Here is an 18661-nt window from a genome sequence, read left to right as displayed (position 1 = left end):
ACCGTGACCATGGGGGAAGGACTTACGTGAACGGGGCAGCGAAGGGTGCCGTCATCGGCGGGGTGTTCCTCGCCATGCTCGGTGGCGCCGGGTACGGGGTGTACACGCTGGTGGGAGACGCCGGCGGGGACGCGACGGAAGGCAAGGACGGCGAGACCTCCGTCCAGGCCGAGAAGGGCAGCGGGCCGGTCAGCGAGAAGGACGCCGCGAAGACCGCCAAGGCCTTCCTGGCCGCATGGGCGGCCGGGGACGAGCGGGTGGCCGCCGACCTGACGAACAACGCCGCGGCCGCGCAGGCCGCGGTCGGGGAGTTCAAGACCAAGGCCTACGTGTCCAAGGCCGTGATCACCCCCGGCACGCCGAACGGCACCACCGTGCCGTTCAAGGTCGAGGCGGAGATCACGTACGAGGGCACCACCAAGCCGCTGGCCTACGACTCCCAGCTGACCGTGGTGCGCGGGCTGAACAGCGGGAAGCCGCTGGTCGACTGGCAGCCCTCGGTGATCCACCCGCAGCTCCAGAAGGACGAGAAACTGCGCGCCGGCGCCCCCGCGAACCCGCCCGTCAAGGCCGTGGACCGCAACGGCGAGGAGCTGACCGCGGAGAAGTACCCCTCGCTGCGCCAGATCCTCGACGAGCTGCGCCAGAACTACGGCAACAAGGCGGGCGGCAAGCCCGGGGCCGAGGTATGGATCGAGCCGGTCGCCAAGGAGGCGCCCAAGCGGACCCTGCTCACCCTGGTCGAGGGCGAGCCGAGCACCCTCAAGACGTACCTGGACGCGAAGGTGCAGGCGGCGGCCGAGCAGGCGGTCACCAAGTTCCCGGAGGCCTCGGTGGTCGCCGTCCAGCCGAGCAACGGCCACATCCTGGCCGTCGCGAACAACCGCAAGGACGGCTTCAACGCGGCGATGCGGGGCACCCGCGCCCCCGGATCCACGATGAAGATCGTGACGGCCGCCATGCTGCTGGACCGCGGCCTGGTCGCCGCGGACAAGCCCGCGGAGTGCGGGAAGACGGTGACCTGGGGCCGTGAGTTCCACAACCTGAACAACTTCGAGCTGCCGCCCGGAACCAACTTCGCGACCTCGTTCGCCCGCTCCTGCAACACCGCCTTCATCAAGCAGATCAAGCCCGTGAACGACGACTCCGCCCTGCCGAAGGAGGCCACGGAAGTCTTCGGCATCGACCTGGACTGGAAGACCGGCATCAAGTCCACCGACGGCAAGGTCCCGCCGGCCACGGGCGCGGCGGCGGCGGCCGAGTACATCGGGCAGGGCCAGATCACCATGAACCCGCTGAACGTCGCGTCCATCACCGCGACCGCACGTACCGGTGTCTTCCGCCAGCCGCTGCTGGTCTCGCCGGAGCTGGACGGCCGGAAGATCGCGACGGCCCAGCGCCGGATGAAGTCCTCGGTGCAGCAGCAGCTCGTCGGCATGATGAAGCTGACGGCCTCCAGCGGCACCGCACAGAAGGCGATGGCCTCGGTCGGCGGCTCGGACAAGGGCGCGAAGACCGGCTCGGCGGAGGTCGGCGGCGCCGGGGACAGCCCGGACAGCTGGTTCACCGGCTTCAGCGGTGACATGGCCGCTGCGGCCATGGTCGAGGGCGGCGGCCACGGCGGCGACGCGGCGGGGCCGATCGTCGCCCAGGTACTGAACGCGGGCTGACCGGGTGGCGGCGGCGCGACCGGCCCCGCCGGGCCGAAATCGGTCGTGTCGCCGCGCCGGGCGGCGTTAACGTCGCGGCATGACGACGTCCACGCACCCCCTGTTCGCCGAGGCCCTTGCCGGGCTGGGCCTCGACCTCACCGTCCGGAGCTTCCCCGAAGGGACCCGTACGGCCGCCGACGCGGCGGCCGCGATCGGCTGCGAGCTGAGCCAGATCGTCAAGTCGCTGATCTTCGCGGCGGACGGGGTCCCGGTACTGGTCCTCATGGACGGGGCCTCACGGGTGGACGTGGAGGCCGTACGCCGCGAGCTCGGCGCCGGGAAGGTGACGCGGGCCGATGCCGCCCTGGTCCGGGAGACCACGGGCTACGCGATCGGCGGGGTCCCTCCCTTCGGGCACCGCACGCGTACCCGGGTGCTGGCCGACCGGTCGCTGCTGGCCCACGAGGAGATCTGGGCGGCGGCCGGTACCCCGACCACGGTGTTCCCGATGGCCCCGCAGGAGCTCATCGCTCACGCGGGGGCCACGCTGGCCGATGTGCGCGAGCAGGCGGCCGACGCGCAAGCCTGAGCGGACCGACCGGGCTCACAGGGCTCACAGGGCCGACTTCAGGGCCCGGACCAGGGCCTGCGCCCGGGGGTCCGCGGTGACCGACTTGGCCAGGGCGTTGGTGACGTAGCCGAAGCCGATGCCCGCCTCCGGGTCCGCGAAGCCCAGGGAGCCACCGCGGCCGGGGTGGCCGAAGGAAGCCGGCGAGAGCAGCGGGGAGGCCGGGCCGTGCAGCATGTAGCCGGCGCCGAAGCGGGTGTTGACGACCAGCACCCGGTCCGGTCCGGCGGAGTGCTCCCGGGTGGCCAGCCCGGTGGTGGCCGGGGTGAAGATCCGCGCGCCGTCCTCGACCACGCCGACGGTGGCCCCGTAGAAACGGGCCAGGGCGCGGGCCGTCCCGATGCCGTTCGAGGCGGGGAGCTCGGCGGCCCGGTAGGCGGGGTCGTTCTCGTCGGGCAGCGGTTCGATGGCGGCGAAGGCGCGGCGGGTGAGGGAGTGGGGGTCGGCGTAGGCCTCGGAGACGTTGCGCCGCGGCCGGGTCCGCAGCATGCCCGCGCTCTCGGGCGGCTCGACCGGCGCCACGCGGCCCACCCGGTGGGTCTCGGTCTCGGGCAGGCCGATCCAGAACTCCAGCCCCAGCGGTTCGGCGATCTCCTCCGCGAGGACCGAGCCCACCGTGCGGCCGGTCGCCCGCAGCACCAGCTCGGACACCAGCCAGCTGTAGGTCTGCGCGTGGTAGCCGTGCTCGGTGCCCGGCTCCCAGAAGGGCCGCTGCGCGGCGACCGCGCGCGCCCCGGACACCCCGTCGGCGGCCTCGGCGGCGCTCAGCCCCCGGTCCAGCGCCGGTATGCCCGCGCGGTGCGCGAGCACGTCGCGGACCAGGATCCGCTCCTTGCCGCCCGTCTTGAACTCCGGCCAGTACGAGCCCACGGGCGCGTCCAGGTCCAGCAGTCCGCGCTGGTGCAGCAGCAGCGGTACGGCGGCCGCCACGCCCTTGGTGGCGGAGCGGACGATCTGCGCGGTGCCCTCGGTCCAGGGCTCGGTGCCCTCCGCGTCGCGGGTGCCGCCCCACAGGTCGACGACCTTGCGGCCGTCCCGGTAGACGGCGACGGCCGCGCCCCGGTCCCCGAGCACCTCGAAGTTGCGCACGAACGCGTCTCTGACGGGCTCGAAGCCCTCCGCCACCGTCCCGTGGACATCCACGTCTACTCCCAGCACCTGCCGCGGCGCCCCGACGGCGCCCACGCCACATGCAACGCCTGCCGGGCGGCCCTGCTTCCCGGCTCGCCCCGGCGCCGATCAGCGCGAGGGGCGCGTCAGGAGGGGCGTGCGCGGGTCGAAGCCGAACGGGAGCTCCAGCCGGTGGGCGCGCATCAGCTCGTCGTCGCACAGGAGCTCCTGCGTGCGGCCGTCCGCCGCGATGACCCCTTCGCTGAGGATCACCGAGCGCGGGCACAGTTCCAGCGCGTACGGCATGTCGTGGGTCACCATCAGCACGGTGACGTCCAGCGAGCGCAGGATGTCCGCGAGCTCGCGGCGCGAGGCGGGGTCCAGGTTGGACGAGGGCTCGTCCAGGACCAGGATCTCGGGCCGCATGGCCAGCACGGTCGCCACCGCGACGCGGCGGCGCTGGCCGAAGGACAGGTGGTGCGGCGGCCGGTCGGCGAAGTCCGCCATGCCGACCTGGTCCAGGGCCGCCCGGACCCGCTCCTCCAGCTCCGCGCCCCGCATTCCGGCCGCGGCCGGGCCGAAGGCCACGTCCTCGCGGACGGTCGGCATGAACAGCTGGTCGTCGGGGTCCTGGAAGACGATCCCGACCCGGCGGCGGATCTCGGCGAGGTTCCGCTTCGCCACCGGCAGCCCGGCGACGGCCACGGTGCCGACCCCGCCGGTGAGGATGCCGTTGAGGTGCAGGACCAAGGTGGTCTTGCCGGCGCCGTTGGGTCCGAGCAGGGCGACCCGCTCGCCCTGCCCGACGGTCAGGTCCACCCCGAAGAGGGCCTGGTGGCCGTCCGGGTAGGCGTAGGCGAGGCCGGCGACTTCGAGGGAGGGGGTACTGGTCACAGGGTCGGTCACAGGGTCCATCCCATCAGACAGACGGCGAGCGCCGTCACCGGGAGCACGGCCGCGTACGCCCACTGGGCGCGCGTGGCCACGACCTCGTCGATCACCGGCATCGAACCGGCGTAGCCGCGGCTGACCATCGCGAGGTAGACCCGCTCTCCGCGCTCGTAGGAACGGATGAACAGCGCACCGGCGGTCTTGGCCAGCACCCCCCAGTGCCGGATCCCGCTCGCCTCGAAGCCGCGGGAGCGGCGGGCGATGGACATCCGGCGCAGCTCGTCGCTGATCACATCGCCGTAGCAGATCATGAAGGAGGCGATCTGGACGAGCAGTGGCGGCAGCTTCAGCCGCTGCAGGCCCAGCAGCAGGGCCCGCAGCTCGGTCGTCGAGGCGAGCAGGACGGACGCGGCCACGCCGAGGGTTCCCTTGGCGAGGACGTTCCAGGCGCCCCAGAGGCCCGAGACGCTGAGCGACATGCCGAGCACCTCCACCCGCTCGCCCTCGGCCACGAAGGGCATGAGCACGGCGAAGGCGACGAAGGGCACCTCGATCAGCAGGCGGCGGAGGAGGAAGCCGGCCGGGATCCGGGCGACGGCGGCCACCACGACGAGGAGGGCGGCGTACAGGCCGAAGGCCCACACCGCCTCGCGCGGTGTGGACACGACGACCACGACGAAGGCCAGGGTCGCGGCGAGCTTGCAGTGCGCGGGCAGGTCGTGGACCGGCGAGTGGCCGTGGCGGTAGAGCTTGTGGGCGTGGCCGGCCCCCATGTCAGCCTGCCGAGACGGTGGTGGAGGTGGCGGTGAGGTCTTCGGTCCGGCGGCGGCGCACGGCCCAGAAGATCCCGGTGCCGGCGACGACGGTCACGCCGACGCCGATGACCCCGGCGAGACCGCCGGACAGGCGGGCGTCGTCGACGTCCTTGACGCTGTAGTCGGCGAGGGGGGAGTTCGCCGCGGCGTGCTCCTCGGCCTTCTCGTCGATCCCCTTGTCCGCAGCGACCTTCTCCAGGCCGTCGGGGTCGGCGGAGGCGTAGAAGGAGACGAACCCGGCGAGCACGAGGGCGGTGACCAGGCCGGTCACCCACACCTTCTTCGTGGATCCGGCGCGGGCGGCGACGGGTGCGGCGGCCGGGGCCGGGGCGTCGACGAGCGCGCCGTCGACGCGCAGCTTCAGGGGCGAGGCCAGGCCGCGGGCCGCGTGCACGAGGTCGGGACGTACGGCGATCACGGCGCCCACGGTGGCCGCGGTGATGGCGGCCTCACCGATGCCGATGAGCACGTGCACGCCGACCATGGCGGTGAGCACCTTGCCGATGGGCACGTCGGTGGTGCCACCGATGGCGTAGACGAGGGTGAAGAAGGCGGCCGCGGCGGGCACCGAGAGCAGGGCGCCGGTGAAGGCGGCCACGGTCACGGAGCGGCGGGTGGGCGGCAGGATCCCGGCCAGGCCGCGGAAGATCGCGTAGGCGACGACGACGGTGACGACGCCCATGACGGTGATGTTCACCCCGAGGGCGGTCAGGCCGCCGTCGGCGAAGAGGATGCCCTGCATGAGCAGGACGACGGACACGCACAGCACGCCGGTGTAGGGGCCGACGAGTATCGCGGCGAGCGCCCCGCCCAGCAGATGGCCGCTGGTGCCGGCCGCGACCGGGAAGTTCAGCATCTGGACGGCGAAGATGAAGGCGGCGACGAGACCGGCGAGCGGCGCGGTGCGCTCGTCGAGTTCGCGCCGGGCGCCGCGGAGACTGACGGCCACCGCGGCGGCGGCCACCACTCCGGCGGCCACCGAGACGGGTGCGTTGATGAATCCGTCGGGCACATGCATGGAGTGGCTCCGCTTCTTACTCAGTCTTTAGCTGTTCAACCATAGTGCCCAGTTGCAAACTGTTGGCAAGAGCGGACGCATGACAAATAGAACCGCGCGCTTTCGTGGGAATGTGCGAGGCTGGACGGGACAAAAGGACGCAAATGTTCTGATTTCGAGGAGTCTTGTCGATGTCAGCAACCGCCGAGAATCCCCCAGCGACCGCAACCGGCACAGCGACGGCCACCGCCACCACCGTCGAGGAACGGGTCCGTGCCCGCGTCATCACGGACGATCCCCTCTACCGGACCATCCCGGTCGCCCTGCGCTTCGCCGGCGACGAGCCGCTGGCCGTGCGGATCGTCTTCCCGGCGGGCCTGTCCCCCGAGGGCACCGACAACGAGTGGGTCTTCCCCCGGGCCCTCCTGGAGGCGGGCCTCCAGGCCCCGACCGGGACCGGGGACGTACGCATCTGGCCCTGCGGCCGCGTCCAGGCGGTCGTCGAGTTCCACTCCCCCGAGGGCGTCGCCGTCGTCCAGTTCGACATCGCCGCACTGCGCCGGTTCCTGCGGCGTACGTACGCCCCCGCGGCCGCCGTCACCCGTCGGGCGTAACCGGGCCCGGCCCCGTCCCTCCCGGTGATCGGGCGGTACGGGGCCGGGCCGTCCTGTCGGCAGGTGCGGGGCCGACGGGGTCGGAGGGGGTCAGGCGTTGACGAGCTCGCGGTCCTTGTCCGGGCCCTCCGGGGACTGCGCGGACTCCAGGTGCTTGCGCAGGCTCTCACCCTCCACGTCCACGTTCGGCAGCAGCCGGTCCAGCCACTTCGGCAGCCACCAGGCCTTGTGCCCGAGCAGCGCGAGCACCGCGGGGACGATGGCCATGCGGACCACGAAGGCGTCGAAGAAGACGGCGACGGCCAGACCGAAGCCGATCATCTTGACCATCTGCTCGCTGGCCCCGATGAAGCCCGCGAACACCGCGATCATGATGACGGCGGCGGCCACGACGACCCGCGCGCTGTACTGGAAGCCGGTGACCACGGCCTGGCCCGGGCGCTCGCCGTGGACGTACGCCTCACGCATCCGGGTGACGAGGAAGACCTCGTAGTCCATGGCCAGACCGAAGACGACACCCACCATGAAGATCGGCATCATCGACATGATCGGACCGGTCTGCTCCACCCCGAAGACCGAGCCGAGCCAGCCCCACTGGAAGACCGCGACGACGGCGCCGAGGGCGGCGACGACCGAGAGCAGGAAGCCGAGGGCCGCCTTGAGCGGGACCAGGACCGAGCGGAAGACGAGCATCAGCAGCAGGAAGGCCAGGCCCACGACGAGTGCCAGGTAGGGCAGCAGCGCGTCGTTCATCTTCTGCGAGAAGTCGATGTTCATCGCGGTGGCGCCGGTGACGAAGACGTCGTCCCCGCTGCCGTCGCGGATCTCGTGGACCAGTTCCTCGGTGTGCGTGGAGGACGGGCGGTCCTTCGGGATCACGGTGATCACCGCGGCGTCGCCGGCCTCGTTGAGGGTCGGCGGGGTGACCGCGACGACCCCGTCCAGGCCCTTGATCCGGTCGACGGTGGAGTCGGCCAGCGCCTTGTTACCGTCCACGACCACCATCAGCGGGCCGTTGAAGCCCGGGCCGAAGCCGTCGGACAGCAGGTCGTACGCCTGGCGCTGGGTGGTGGAGACCGGCTGGGCGCCGTCGTCCGGCAGGCCCATCTCCAGCTTGCTCGCCGGGATGGCGATGACGCCGAGGCCGATCACACCGGCCAGCAGCACCATGACGGGGCGGCGCAGGACGAAGCGGGCCCAGCGGGTGCCGCCGTTGGCCTTCTTCTCGGCGCCCGCCGGCTTGCCCTTGCCGAACAGCCGGCTCTTCTCGCCCGCGGGCAGCACCTTCTTGCCCGCGAAGCCGAGGATGGCCGGGACCAGGGTCAGCGCGACGAGCACGGCGATGACCACGGTGCCCGCGGCCGCGAAGCCCATCTTGGTCAGCATGGGGAGGTTGACGACGGCCAGGCCCACCAGGGCGATGACCACGGTCAGACCGGCGAAGACGACGGCGGAGCCGGCGGTTCCGACAGCGCGGCCGGCGGCTTCGTCCCGCTCGCGGCCCTCGGCGAGCTCCACGCGGTAGCGGGAGACGATGAAGAGGGCGTAGTCGATGCCGACCGCGAGGCCGATCATCGTCGCGAGGGTGGCGGTGGTGTTGCCGAGGTCCAGCACGTTGGCGAGCGCGGTGATGGAGGAGACGCCGATGCCCACGCCGATGATCGCGGTCAGCAGCGGCAGACCGGCGGCGATCAGTGAGCCGAAGGTGATGACGAGGACGATCGCGGCGACCGCGATGCCGATGATCTCGCCGGAGCCCGTCTCGGGGGCCGCCATCAGCGCGTCGCCACCGATCTGGACGTTCAGCCCGGCGGCCTTGGCGGCCTCGCCCGAGCCCTTGAGCGCCTCGCGGGTGTCGTCCTTCAGCTCCATGCCGCTGACGGTGTACTTGGCGCTGATGTAGGCGGTGGAGCCGTCCTGGCTCACGGCCTGGACCTCGTACGGGTCGGCGACGGAGGAGATCTCGGCCGCGCCCGGACCGGTCTTCAGACCCGAGACGATCTTCTGGACCTCGGCCTTGGGGCCGGGGTCGGTGACCTTGGCGCCCTCGGGGGCCTTGATGACGATGCGGGCGGTGGCGCCGTCGGCGGCCATGCCCGGGAAGCGCTTGTCCAGCAGGTCGAAGGCCTTCTGGGCCTCCGAACCGGGTATCGAGAACGAGCCGGAGGTGGGCGCGGCCGCCGAGGCGGCGCCGAAGCCGGCGGCGAACAGCAGCGCCACCCAGAGGAGGGCGACGAGGCCGCGGCGCCGGAAGGCGCCTCTGCCGAGTCGGTAGAGGAAGGTAGCCACGTCGGTGGTTCTCCCGTTCTGGTCGTGGGATGGATCCGGTTCGGATCAGGGCATGAGGAGCCGGCCCGACGACGAGAGCGGCGTGTCAGGAACAGCGAAGAGGCCGTGCGGGGACGGGGAGGATCGAGGATCAGACGCCGAGGGCGGGGAAGACCACGGCATCGATGAAGTCACCGAGGAAGGCCCGGTCCACCGGGCGGTCCTCGATCAGCGGGAGCGCGATGAACGCCCCGATGAGCATGTGCGGTACGAAGTCGAGCGCCGGACAGTCCGGGCGGATCTCGCCCCGGTCCACCGCGCGCCGCAGCATCGCCTGGAGACCGTTGATCTCCGGGTCGACCAGCAGGTCGCGCAGGGCCTTGTGCAGCTCCGGGCTCTCGTGGACGGCATGGGCCAGACCCCGCATCAGCGCGGTGTCCTTGGCCATCTGCGCGTCGTCGGAGTGCTCGACCATGAGCGCGAAGTCCCCGCGCAGGCTGCCCGTGTCGATCTCGCGCAGCGAGACCGGCTGCGTGCAGCGCAGGGCCTTGGCGACCAGCTCCGGCTTGCTCCCCCACTGGCGGTAGAGGGTGGCCTTGCTGGACTTCGTACGGGCGGCGACCGCGTCCATGGTCAGCGCCTCGTAGCCGACGTCACGCAGGAGGTCGAGGACCGCCTCGTGCAGTTCGGCCTGCCGCTCGGGGGTGATCCGGCTACGCCGGGCCGCCATCGCCTCGGTCATGTCCGTGCCTCCCGTCGAAGCGAAACTGTTCCGTACGCTTAAGACGATACCCCCACCCCAAGCGAAACGAAACCGTTCCGTTTCGCTTGGGGGAGTGGCATGGATCACCTGTACGAGTTGCCAGGGCCCCCCTACGCGGAAAGCATTGGGGGGTGAGTCACGACGTCGCGTACCTCCGGTTCCCGCACCTGCACGACGACCTTCTCTGCTTCGCCACCGAGGACGACCTGTGGGTCGCCCCGCTGGTCCCCGACGGCCAGACACCCGGACGGGCCTGGCGCATCACCGTCGACCGGACCCGCGTCGGCCACCCGCGCTTCTCCCCCGACGGCAAGCACATCGCCTTCACCACCTGGCGCAGCCTCGACCCCGAGATCCACCTCGCCCCCGTCGACGGCGGCCCCGCCCGCCAGCTGAGCTACTGGGGCGCCCTCGACACCCGCGTCTGCGGCTGGACCCCGCCCGACGAGGACGGCCGCAGCGACATCCTGGCCGTGTCCTCGCACAGCCAGCCCTTCTCCTACTTCGCCTGGGCCTACACCCTGCCGACCGACGGCAGCCCCGGCGGGCGCCTGCCCTGGGGACCCGTCTCCGACATCCAGGTGCACGCCACGGAGGAGGGCGAGCGGCACTCCCTGCTCCTCACCGGCAAGCCGCCGCACGAGCCCGCCGCCTGGAAGCGCTACCGCGGCGGGGCCACCGGCCGGCTGTGGCTGCACGGACAACGGCTGCTGGAGGACGTCGAGGGCCACCTCGACTCCCCGATGTTCGTGGGCGGCCGGATCGCCTTCCTCTCCGACCACGAGGGCATCGGCAACCTGTACTCCTGCCTGCCCGACGGCACCGATCTGCGCCGCCACACCGACCACGAGGAGTTCTACGCCCGGCACGCCTCCAGCGACGGCTCCCGCGTCGTCTACCAGTGCGCCGGCGACCTCTGGCTCGTCGAGTCCCTGGACCGGGACGCCGTCCCGCGCAAGCTCGACGTCCGCCTCGGCGGCCCGCGTGCGGGCCGCCGTACGTACCAGGTGCCGGCCGCCAGCCACGTCGACTCGCTCTCCGTGGACGCCACCGGGCGCGCCAGCGCGGTCGTGGTGCGCGGCAGCCTCTACTGGCTGACCCACCGCGACGGCCCGGCCCGCACCATCGCCGACACCCCGGGCGTACGCGTACGGCTGCCGGAGATGCTCGGCAGCGGCGGGCAGGTCGCCTACGTCACCGACGCCGAGGGCGAGGACGCGATCGAGATCGCCTACCTGCCGCGGGCCTCCGGGGAACGGGAGCCGCGCCGGCTGGCCTCGGGCGAGCTGGGGCGGGTCACCGAGCTGCTCTCGGACCCGGACGGCGAGCGGCTCGCCATCGCCTCCAACGACGGCCGGCTGCTGCTCATCGACGCCACCGAGGAGTCCAACGGCGAGGTCACCGAGCTGATCCGGTCGATCAACGGCCCCGTCACCGACCTCGCCTTCTCCCCCGACGGGGCCTGGCTGACCTGGTCGCACCCGGGCATCGGGCGTTCGCTGCGGCAGATCAAGATGGCCCGGATCTCGGGCCCCGGCGCCCGTACCGTCGTCGACGTCACCAACGGCCGCTTCGAGGACGAGAATCCGGTCTTCACCCGGGACGGGCGTTACCTGGCCTTCCTGTCCTGGCGCGGTTTCGACCCGGTCTACGACGTGCACACCGGCGACCTGTCCTTCCCGCTGGGCTGCCGCCCCTATCTGGTGCCGCTGAACTCCGCGACCCCCTCCCCCTTCGCACTCTCCGCCGAGGGCCGGCCCGCGGCCGGCGGTCTCGACGTGGCGGAGGGCGACTCGGGCGAGGCCGACGGCGCCGTGACCGTGGAGGTGGAGGGGCTGGAGAGCCGCGTCACCCCGTTCCCGGTGACCGCGTCCAAGTACTCGGCCCTCTATCCGGTGCACGGCGGCGGGCTGGTGTGGCTGCGCTGGCCCATCTCGGGCGCGCTCGGCGAGACCTTCGCGAACCCGGCCGACATCAGCGGCAAGCCGACGCTGGAGCACTTCGACCTCACCAAGGCCCGCAAGACCGAACTGGCCTCGGGGCTGGACTGGTTCGCGGTCAGCGGCGACGGCACCCGGCTCGTGATCAACGACGACGGCGACCTGCGGGCGGTCCCGGCGACCGAGTCGGGCGACAGCGACTCGACCGTCTACCTGGACCTGCGGCGCATCCTGCACGAGGTGGACCCGGCTGCCGAATGGCGCCAGGCCTACGAGGAGGCCGGGCGGATCATCCGCGCGTACTTCTGGGAGCCGAAGATGTGCGGCATCGACTGGGACGGGATCCTCGCCCAGTACCGCTCCCTGGTCGAACGGGTCGCCTCGCCCGACGAGTTCGCCGACCTGCTGCGCGAGGTCCTCGGCGAACTCGGCACCTCGCACGCCTACGTCTCCCCCGCACGCCGCAACGAAGGCCCCCCGCACTACCAGCGGGCGATCGGCCTGCTCGGCGCCAACCTCTTCCCCCGGGACGGGGAATGGGTGGTCAGCCGGATCCTGCCCGGCGAGTCCTCGGACTCCAAGGCCCGCTCCCCGCTGGCCGGCACCGGCATCCGGGAGGGCGCGGTGCTCACCCACGTGGACGGCCGTCCGGTGGACCCGGTCGCCGGGCCCTATCCGCTGCTGGCGGCGGCGGGCGGCACCACGGTGGAGCTGACCTTCCAGCCCGCGGCGGGCGAGGGCCGGGCCCGCCGGGTCGCCATCGTGCCGCTGATCGACGAACGGCCACTGCGCTACCAGGACTGGGTGTCCAAGCGGCGCGAGGCGGTCCGGGAGATCAGCGGCGGCCGGTGCGGCTACCTCCACATCCCCGACATGGGCGGCTCGGGCTGGGCGCAGTTCAACCGCGACCTGCGGATGGAGATGTCCCGGCCCGCGCTGATCGTGGACGTACGCGGCAACGCGGGCGGCCACATCAGCGAGCTGGTGGTGGAGAAGCTGACCCGTTCCATCCTCGGCTGGGACCTGACGCGCAACGCGCAGCCGGTCAGTTACGCCTCCAACGCGCCCCGCGGTCCGATCGTGGCGCTGGCCGACGAGGCGACCTCCTCCGACGGGGACATGATCACCGCGGCCTTCAAACTGCTGGGCCTGGGCCCGGTGGTGGGCCTGCGCACCTGGGGCGGGGTGGTCGGCATGACCGGCCGCCACACCCTCGGGGACGGCACGGTGATCACGGTGCCGATGAATGCCGCCTGGTTCCCGGAGTACGGCTGGTCGGTGGAGAACCACGGCGTGGAGCCGGACCTGGAGATCCAGCGCACCCCCCTCGACTGGGCGGAGGGGCGCCACGCCCAGCTGGACGACGCCGTGCACCTGGCGCTGGAACTGCTGGAACAGGACCCGGCCGCGGTGCCCCCCGGCTACACGGACGTACCGGACCGGCGCCGTCCGAAGCTGCCGCCGAGGGAGTGAGCGGGCACGGCGTCCGAGCACCGGGCAGGCGCGGCATGCGGGAGGGGCGCGATCCCCGGAACAGCGGGGATCGCGCCCCTCGGCGCTGCGTGCGGGCCCGTTACGGTCGGGCCAGAAGCCTAGGTCCGGTCGTCGAGCTCGTCCCGGATGTCGTCGAACGACCGCTGCGGCGAGTCCTTCGGCTGCGGGGTCCGCTGGGACTTCGGGTCCTGCGAGCCCTTGCCCGGCTGCTTCTGCCCCTTCTGGGCCTTCTCCTTGAGCTCCTGCGCCTTGTCCTGGAACTGGTCCTTGATACCCATGCTGTTCACTCCATGAGGGGTGTTGGTGGTTGGGCCTCGACCAGACTTGCATGGGCGGACAAAGGTCGCATTTCGATCAGTGACTCTGTGTGCGCTCCTTCTCGTCCGCCGCCCCGCCGGCCCCGACGAGCCCCTTGGACACACCGCCCAGACGCGGCTCGAAGCGCTTCATCTCGCGCTGCCCGACCGTCGCGATCATCCCCGGCAGGTAGCCGCGCATCCCCTGCATGCCGCGCAGCCACCACTGCGCGTACACGTGCGGCGAGCGCCGCTCGATGCCCGCGACGATCCGGTCGACGGCCGGCCCCAGCGGGTACGTACGGTTCGACGGCCACGGCAGCCGTTGCCTCAACTCCCGCATGACCTCGTCCTGGTCGGCGCCGCGCACCATGTCCGTGTCGGTCCAGGAGAGGTAGCCGACGCCGACCTTGACCCCCTTGTACCCGACCTCCGCGCGCAGGCAGTGCGCGAAGGCCTCGACCCCGGACTTGGAGGCGCAGTAGGCGGTCATCATCGGCGCCGGGGTGATCGCGGCGAGCGAGGCGATCTGGAGGAAGTAACCGCGGCTCTCCGTCAGTACGGGCAGGAAGGCGCGGGCGGTGACGGCCCCGCCGATCAGGTTGACCTCGATCACCCGGCGCCAGGCGTCCGGGTCCGAGTCGGCGAACGGCCCGCCGGCCGCCACGCCCGCGTTGGCGACGACGATGTCCACCTTGCCGAAACGCTGCTTGACCTCCCCGGCCACCCGGGCCATGGCCTCGTGGTCGGTGACGTCGGCGTACCAGTGGTCGCTGTCGGTGTGCAGCCGCTCGGAGACCTCCTTGAGGGCCTCCGGCTCCAGGCCGACGAGCGCGATCTTCGCGCCGCGGGCCGACAGCTTGCGCGCGAGCAGCTCGCCGACCCCCCGGGCGGCGCCGGTGACGACGGCGACCTGGCCTTCCAGACTCCTGCGAGCGCTCACGGCGTCTTCTCCTTCACGGTGGTGTCGAGTTCGGTGGTACCCAGGTACAGCCCGGTGAGCTCGCGCAGGACGCCGGTGACGGCCTCGGGGGCCTCGACCGGGGTCATGTGCCCCATGCCGGTGAGCTCGGTCAGGCCCACGCAGTTCGGCAGCGCGGCGGCGAGACCGCGGGCGTGCACGATCGGGGTGAGCCGGTCGGCGGTGCCGCCGATGACGGCGGTGGGCACCGTGAGGCGGGCCACGTCGGCGTCGAGGTCCAGGCCGGCCAGCACCCGGGACCAGGCGTGGCGCACCCCGGTGGGGCAGGCGTGGACGATACGGGCGCACGCCTCGACCTTGTCGGGCGCGGACCCGGGGCCCATGGTGGCGTACTTGAGGACCTTCCGGGCGACCGGCGTGACCGGCCCGAGGGGGGCGCGGGATCCGAGGACCGCGCCGGTGACGCGGGTCCGGATGCGCCCGGCGCGCACCGGCAGGACCAGCGCCTCGGAGACCAGCCGGGAGCTGCCGGTGCTGCACAGCAGCGCGGCGGCGGCCCGCTCGGCGAACTCCGGCCGGCCCGCGGCCGCCATGATCGTCATTCCGCCCATGGAATGCCCGGCGACGACCGCCCGCTCCCCGGGGGCGAGGGTGGCCTCCAGGACGGCCACCAGGTCGTCGGCGAGCGCGGTGGTGCTGTGCCCCGCCGCCCCGGCGGCGGGGCTGCGCCCGTGCCCGCGCTGGTCGTAGGCGACGACCCGGTGGGTGGCGGCCAGGGCCCTGATCTGCGCGGCCCAGAAGGCGGTGGAACAGGTCCACCCGTGGGCCAGCACCACGGCCGGCGCGTCCTCGTCCCCGTGGACCTCGACGTGCAGCCGGGCCCCGTCGGCGGAAACGGCGACGAGCTCCCGCCGTGCGACGGGCGGGGCGTAGGGCCCGGAGACCACATGCATCAACCGGCTCACGCGACTTCCTCCGCCTCGGATTCAGCCCCGCCGGCGTTTGAGGCGCGGGGGTCCGGGGGCAGAGCCCCCGGCAGCGGCGCCGCACCGGCCCCTACGGCGGCAACCGCGACGGCGACCGGGACCCGCTCGCGCTCGCCCACCCGGAGGACCTCGTACTCCGCCAGATCGACGCTCCGCGTCTCCCGGCGGAACTCCCCCGTCGTGCCCGGCCACACCGTCGTGTTACGCCCCTGCGCGTCCAGGTACCAGCTGGTGCAGCCGCCGGTGTTCCACACCGTCCGCTCCATCCGGGCCTGCACCTGCCGGTTCCACCGGTTCACGGCGGACGGCCGGGCGCCGAGGGCGACCTTCCCGCCCAACATGCCGAGCTGACGCAGGTAGTCGGCCATGTAGTTCAGCTGCGACTCGATCATCAGGATCATCGAGCTGTTCCCGAGTCCGGTGTTCGGCCCGATGATCGTCATCCAGTTGGGGAAGCCGGCGGCGGTGGCCCCGCGCAGCGCCTGCATCCCGTCCTTCCAGGCGTCCGCGAGGGTCTGGCCCTCCGCTCCCACCACCCGGTCCGCGATCGGCATGTCCGTGACGTGGAAGCCGGTGCCGAAGATGATCGCGTCGACCTCGGTCTCGGTCCCGTCCGCGGCGACCAGCACCGAGCCGCGGATCTCCTTGAGCCCGGAGGCGACCAGGTCCACGTCGGGCCGGGCCAGGGCCGGGTAGTACTCGCTGGAGAGCAGGATCCGCTTGCAGCCGATCCGGTACGAGGGCGTCAGCTTGGCGCGCAGCGCCGGGTCCTTGATCGAGCGGGTCATGTTGGCCTTGGCCAGCGACTCGATGATCCCGAGCTGGTTCGGCCGCTTGCAGAACGCGTTGACCTGGAGCTCCCGGATCCCCCACAACAGCCCGCGCCGGGCCGCCTGCGTGAAGGGCAGTTGGCGGTGGAGCCAGCGCTCCGCCGCGCTGATGGCCCGGTCGGTGCGCGGCAGGACCCACGGCGGGGTCCGCTGGAAGAGGGTGAGGCGCTCCACCTCGGGGGCGATGGCCGGCACGATCTGGATGGCGGAGGCGCCGGTACCGACCATGGCGACGCGCTTGCCGCGCAGGTCGTAGTCGTGGTCCCAGCGCGCGGAGTGGAAGACCTTGCCGGGGAACTCGGCGAGCCCGGGGATCTCCGGCATCTTCGGGTCGGACAGCGGCCCGGTCGCGGAGACGACGACGTCGGCCGTCAGCTCCCCGGCGGAGGTCTCGATCTCCCAGCGCAGCTCGTCCGCGTCCCAGCGCATCATCCGCACCTCGGAGTCGAGCCGGATGTGCGGGCGCAGTCCGAAGGTGTCGGCGACGTGCTCCAGGTAGGCGCGGATGGCCGGCTGCCCGGAGAAGGTCCGCGGCCAGTCGGGATTGGGGGCGAACGAGAACGAATAGAGGTGGGAGGGCACGTCGCACGCACACCCGGGATAGCTGTTGTCGCGCCAGGTGCCGCCGACCGAGTCGGCCCGTTCCAGTACGACGAAGTCCGTGATCCCTTCGCGCCGCAGCCGTACGGCCGCGCCGAGTCCGCCGAATCCGGACCCGATCACCGCCACCCGTACGTGTTCGCGTCCGCCCATGCCACTCGTGCCACCCATGCCCGCCGCCTTCCGCTCATCCGCAGTCCCAGCCACGCACCGCAACGCCGCACCGCACCGCACCATCGAAACACTGCCAGCAATCACTGGCACAATCGGGAGGGTAGAGCAGCCCCGTACCCATGGGTAGGGGTCCGACCCGGAAAGTTACTGCCGGTACGCCATAAGGTGCGTCTGTGGCGAAGGAAGAGACGCGAGCGAAGACGGTGCGCGAGTACCGCACGGAGGAACTGGCCGAAGCGGCCGGCATCCCGGTCCGCACCCTGCGCTTCTACCGCGAGCGCAAACTGCTCCCACCGCCCCGCCGCGACGGGCGGATCGCCTGGTACGACGACCATCACCTGGCCCGGCTGCGCACCATCGCCGCCCTGCTGGAACGCGGCCACACCCTGGGCGGCATCGCCGAGCTGACCGCCGCCTTCGAGAACGGCCGCGACGTGAACCAGCTCGGCGAGCTGCTCGGCATCGGCTGGTCCGAGGAGACCCCGGTCCGGCTCACCCCGGAGGCGCTGGCCGACTACTTCGAGGGCGAGGTCACCCCGGAGAACCTGGCGGCCTCCCTGGACCTCGGCTACGTCGCCGTCGACGGCGACGCGATCGTGCACGTCAGCCGCCGCCTGCTGGACGTCTCCTCGGCCCTGGTCCGCGAGGGCGTCCCGCTGGCGGCCGTCCTGGAGACCGGCCGCCGCGTCCGCGAGCACGCGGACGCGATGGCCCTGCTCTTCACCGAGCTGATATCGGCCCACATGTCACCGGACGCGCTCACCCGGCTGCGCCCGCTGGCGAAGAGCGTGGTCGAGGCCGAGCTGACGATGGCGATGGACCGCCTGCTGGCCTCCGGCACGGACTCCGGTCAGACACCCAGCTCGTAGACCACGGTCACGGGCGCGTGGTCGGACCAGCGCTCGGGGTGCGTCTCGGCCCGCTCCACGAAGGCCTTCACGGCCTTCGCCGCCAGCCCGGGGGTGGCCACCTGGAGGTCGATCCGCCAGCCTGCGTCGTTGTCGAAGGCCCGCCCGCGGTAGGACCACCAGGAGTACGGCCCCTCGGTGTCCGGGTGCAGTTCCCGCACCACGTCGACGTAGCCCGCCTCCGCGTACACCTTGCCGAGCCACTCCCGCTCCTCGGGGAGGAAGCCCGCGTTCTTGCGGTTCGTCTTCCAGTTCTTGAGGTCGGCCTCCTGGTGGCAGATGTTCCAGTCACCGCACACCACGACCTCGCGGCCGTCGGCGGCGGCCCGCTCCTTGAGCGCCGCCAGGTACGTCAGGAACTCCCCCATGAACCGGTACTTCTCGTCCTGCTTCTCCGTCCCGGCCTCGCCCGAGGGCAGGTAGAGGCTGGCCACGGTCACACCCGGAAGGTCGATCTCCAGGTACCGCCCGGCGGTGTCGAATTCCTCACTGCCGAACCCGACCTGCACGCGCTCGGGCGCCCGCCGCGTGTAGAGCGCGACCCCGGCCCGCCCCTTGGCGGCGGCCGGCGCGAAGACCGTGTGCCAGCCCGCGGGGGTCCGGACATCGGCCGGGATCTGGCCCTCCTCGGCCCGTACCTCCTGCAGGCAGACCACATCGGCGTCGGATCCCTCGAGCCACGCCCCGAAGCCCTTCTTGGCGGCGGCGCGGATCCCATTCACATTCACGGAGGTCACTGTGAGCATCCCAGCACCATAGCGGGAGGGTTCCGT

General features: G+C 72.2%; 16 protein-coding genes. 5 read left to right on the top strand and 11 right to left on the bottom strand.

The features are described 5' to 3' along the window. Window positions 1-26: 26 nt before the first annotated feature. Together KO717_RS21680 and KO717_RS21675 are read left to right on the top strand one after the other, a co-directional pair. Window positions 27-1670 (top strand): penicillin-binding transpeptidase domain-containing protein, encoded by a 1644-nt coding sequence (locus tag KO717_RS21680; protein WP_301370417.1) that lies wholly within the window; start codon window positions 27-29, stop codon window positions 1668-1670. A 79-nt stretch (window positions 1671-1749) separates the two neighbouring features. Next, window positions 1750-2241, top strand: coding sequence for a YbaK/EbsC family protein (locus KO717_RS21675; RefSeq protein ID WP_301370415.1), 492 nt, complete (start codon window positions 1750-1752; stop codon window positions 2239-2241). Window positions 2242-2265: 24 nt separating this feature from the next. On the opposite strand, the gene KO717_RS21670 is transcribed toward KO717_RS21675, so the two are convergent. The 4 genes from KO717_RS21670 to KO717_RS21655 all read right to left on the bottom strand — a co-directional run bounded on the left by KO717_RS21670 (window position 2266) and on the right by KO717_RS21655 (window position 6114). Then, on the bottom strand, window positions 2266-3423 hold the full coding sequence (locus KO717_RS21670) for a serine hydrolase domain-containing protein (protein WP_301370412.1): 1158 nt from the start codon (window positions 3421-3423) through the stop codon (window positions 2266-2268). A gap of 96 nt (window positions 3424-3519) precedes the next feature. Then, window positions 3520-4305, bottom strand: coding sequence for an energy-coupling factor ABC transporter ATP-binding protein (locus tag KO717_RS21665; protein ID WP_301370410.1), 786 nt, complete (start codon window positions 4303-4305; stop codon window positions 3520-3522). Beyond that, complete coding sequence (gene cbiQ, locus KO717_RS21660) at window positions 4293-5054, bottom strand: cobalt ECF transporter T component CbiQ (RefSeq protein ID WP_301370408.1); 762 nt, start codon at window positions 5052-5054, stop codon at window positions 4293-4295. Before cbiQ ends, KO717_RS21665 begins: the two co-directional genes overlap by 13 nt. Window position 5055: 1 nt before the next feature. Further along, window positions 5056-6114, bottom strand: a complete 1059-nt coding sequence (locus tag KO717_RS21655) for an energy-coupling factor ABC transporter permease (protein ID WP_301370407.1) — start codon at window positions 6112-6114, stop codon at window positions 5056-5058. Between the two features lie 170 nt (window positions 6115-6284). Between KO717_RS21655 and KO717_RS21650 the strand changes: the two genes are divergently transcribed. Further along, complete coding sequence (locus KO717_RS21650; protein ID WP_301370406.1) at window positions 6285-6707, top strand: SsgA family sporulation/cell division regulator; 423 nt, start codon at window positions 6285-6287, stop codon at window positions 6705-6707. Between the two features lie 90 nt (window positions 6708-6797). Here the strand turns inward: KO717_RS21650 and KO717_RS21645 are convergent, their stop codons facing one another. Continuing rightward, entirely contained in the window at window positions 6798-8996 is a 2199-nt protein-coding gene (locus KO717_RS21645) for an MMPL family transporter (RefSeq protein ID WP_301370405.1), read from the bottom strand. A 130-nt stretch (window positions 8997-9126) separates the two neighbouring features. Beyond that, on the bottom strand, window positions 9127-9717 hold the full coding sequence (locus KO717_RS21640) for a TetR/AcrR family transcriptional regulator (RefSeq protein ID WP_190620349.1): 591 nt from the start codon (window positions 9715-9717) through the stop codon (window positions 9127-9129). Between the two features lie 152 nt (window positions 9718-9869). Here KO717_RS21640 and KO717_RS21635 point away from each other — a divergent pair, with 152 nt between their 5' ends. Further along, window positions 9870-13151: a S41 family peptidase gene (locus KO717_RS21635; RefSeq protein WP_301370401.1), complete on the top strand. Its 3282-nt coding sequence runs from the start codon at window positions 9870-9872 to the stop codon at window positions 13149-13151. Between the two features lie 119 nt (window positions 13152-13270). Here the strand turns inward: KO717_RS21635 and KO717_RS21630 are convergent, their stop codons facing one another. The 4 genes from KO717_RS21630 to KO717_RS21615 form a co-directional block, all read right to left on the bottom strand. Beyond that, complete coding sequence (locus tag KO717_RS21630) at window positions 13271-13450, bottom strand: hypothetical protein (protein WP_301370399.1); 180 nt, start codon at window positions 13448-13450, stop codon at window positions 13271-13273. Between the two features lie 76 nt (window positions 13451-13526). Beyond that, complete coding sequence (locus KO717_RS21625) at window positions 13527-14411, bottom strand: SDR family oxidoreductase (protein ID WP_301370398.1); 885 nt, start codon at window positions 14409-14411, stop codon at window positions 13527-13529. After that, window positions 14408-15355 (bottom strand): alpha/beta fold hydrolase, encoded by a 948-nt coding sequence (locus KO717_RS21620; RefSeq protein ID WP_301370397.1) that lies wholly within the window; start codon window positions 15353-15355, stop codon window positions 14408-14410. Before KO717_RS21620 ends, KO717_RS21625 begins: the two co-directional genes overlap by 4 nt. Continuing rightward, window positions 15352-16959 carry a flavin-containing monooxygenase gene (locus KO717_RS21615; RefSeq protein WP_301374654.1) on the bottom strand — a complete coding sequence of 536 codons (1608 nt, stop codon included), beginning with the start codon at window positions 16957-16959 and terminating at the stop codon, window positions 15352-15354. Before KO717_RS21615 ends, KO717_RS21620 begins: the two co-directional genes overlap by 4 nt. A 194-nt stretch (window positions 16960-17153) precedes the next feature. Here KO717_RS21615 and KO717_RS21610 point away from each other — a divergent pair, with 194 nt between their 5' ends. Further along, complete coding sequence (locus KO717_RS21610; RefSeq protein ID WP_301370396.1) at window positions 17154-17849, top strand: MerR family transcriptional regulator; 696 nt, start codon at window positions 17154-17156, stop codon at window positions 17847-17849. On the opposite strand, the gene KO717_RS21605 is transcribed toward KO717_RS21610, so the two are convergent. Then, on the bottom strand, window positions 17831-18634 hold the full coding sequence (locus tag KO717_RS21605) for an exodeoxyribonuclease III (protein WP_301370394.1): 804 nt from the start codon (window positions 18632-18634) through the stop codon (window positions 17831-17833). The two genes, KO717_RS21610 and KO717_RS21605, sit on opposite strands and share 19 nt — an antisense overlap. Between the last annotated feature and the right edge of the window lie 27 nt (window positions 18635-18661).

It is taken from the genome of Streptomyces xanthophaeus (assembly GCF_030440515.1).
Lineage (GTDB): Bacteria > Actinomycetota > Actinomycetes > Streptomycetales > Streptomycetaceae > Streptomyces > Streptomyces kutzneri.
Note: the sequence above shows the minus strand (reverse complement) of the source record. Positions and strands in the feature narration are given on the sequence as shown.

Excerpts from the sequence above, each read along its gene's own strand:
- cbiQ (WP_301370408.1), bottom strand. The coding sequence starts at position 5,054 with ATGGGGGCCGGCCACGCCCACAAGCTCTACCGCCACGGCCACTCGCCG.
- KO717_RS21675 (WP_301370415.1), top strand. The coding sequence starts at position 1,750 with ATGACGACGTCCACGCACCCCCTGTTCGCCGAGGCCCTTGCCGGGCTG.
- KO717_RS21605 (WP_301370394.1), bottom strand. The coding sequence starts at position 18,634 with ATGCTCACAGTGACCTCCGTGAATGTGAATGGGATCCGCGCCGCCGCC.
- KO717_RS21640 (WP_190620349.1), bottom strand. The coding sequence starts at position 9,717 with ATGACCGAGGCGATGGCGGCCCGGCGTAGCCGGATCACCCCCGAGCGG.
- KO717_RS21615 (WP_301374654.1), bottom strand. The coding sequence starts at position 16,959 with ATGGGCGGACGCGAACACGTACGGGTGGCGGTGATCGGGTCCGGATTC.
- KO717_RS21630 (WP_301370399.1), bottom strand. The coding sequence starts at position 13,450 with ATGGGTATCAAGGACCAGTTCCAGGACAAGGCGCAGGAGCTCAAGGAG.
- KO717_RS21665 (WP_301370410.1), bottom strand. The coding sequence starts at position 4,305 with ATGGACCCTGTGACCGACCCTGTGACCAGTACCCCCTCCCTCGAAGTC.
- KO717_RS21650 (WP_301370406.1), top strand. The coding sequence starts at position 6,285 with ATGTCAGCAACCGCCGAGAATCCCCCAGCGACCGCAACCGGCACAGCG.
- KO717_RS21655 (WP_301370407.1), bottom strand. The coding sequence starts at position 6,114 with ATGCATGTGCCCGACGGATTCATCAACGCACCCGTCTCGGTGGCCGCC.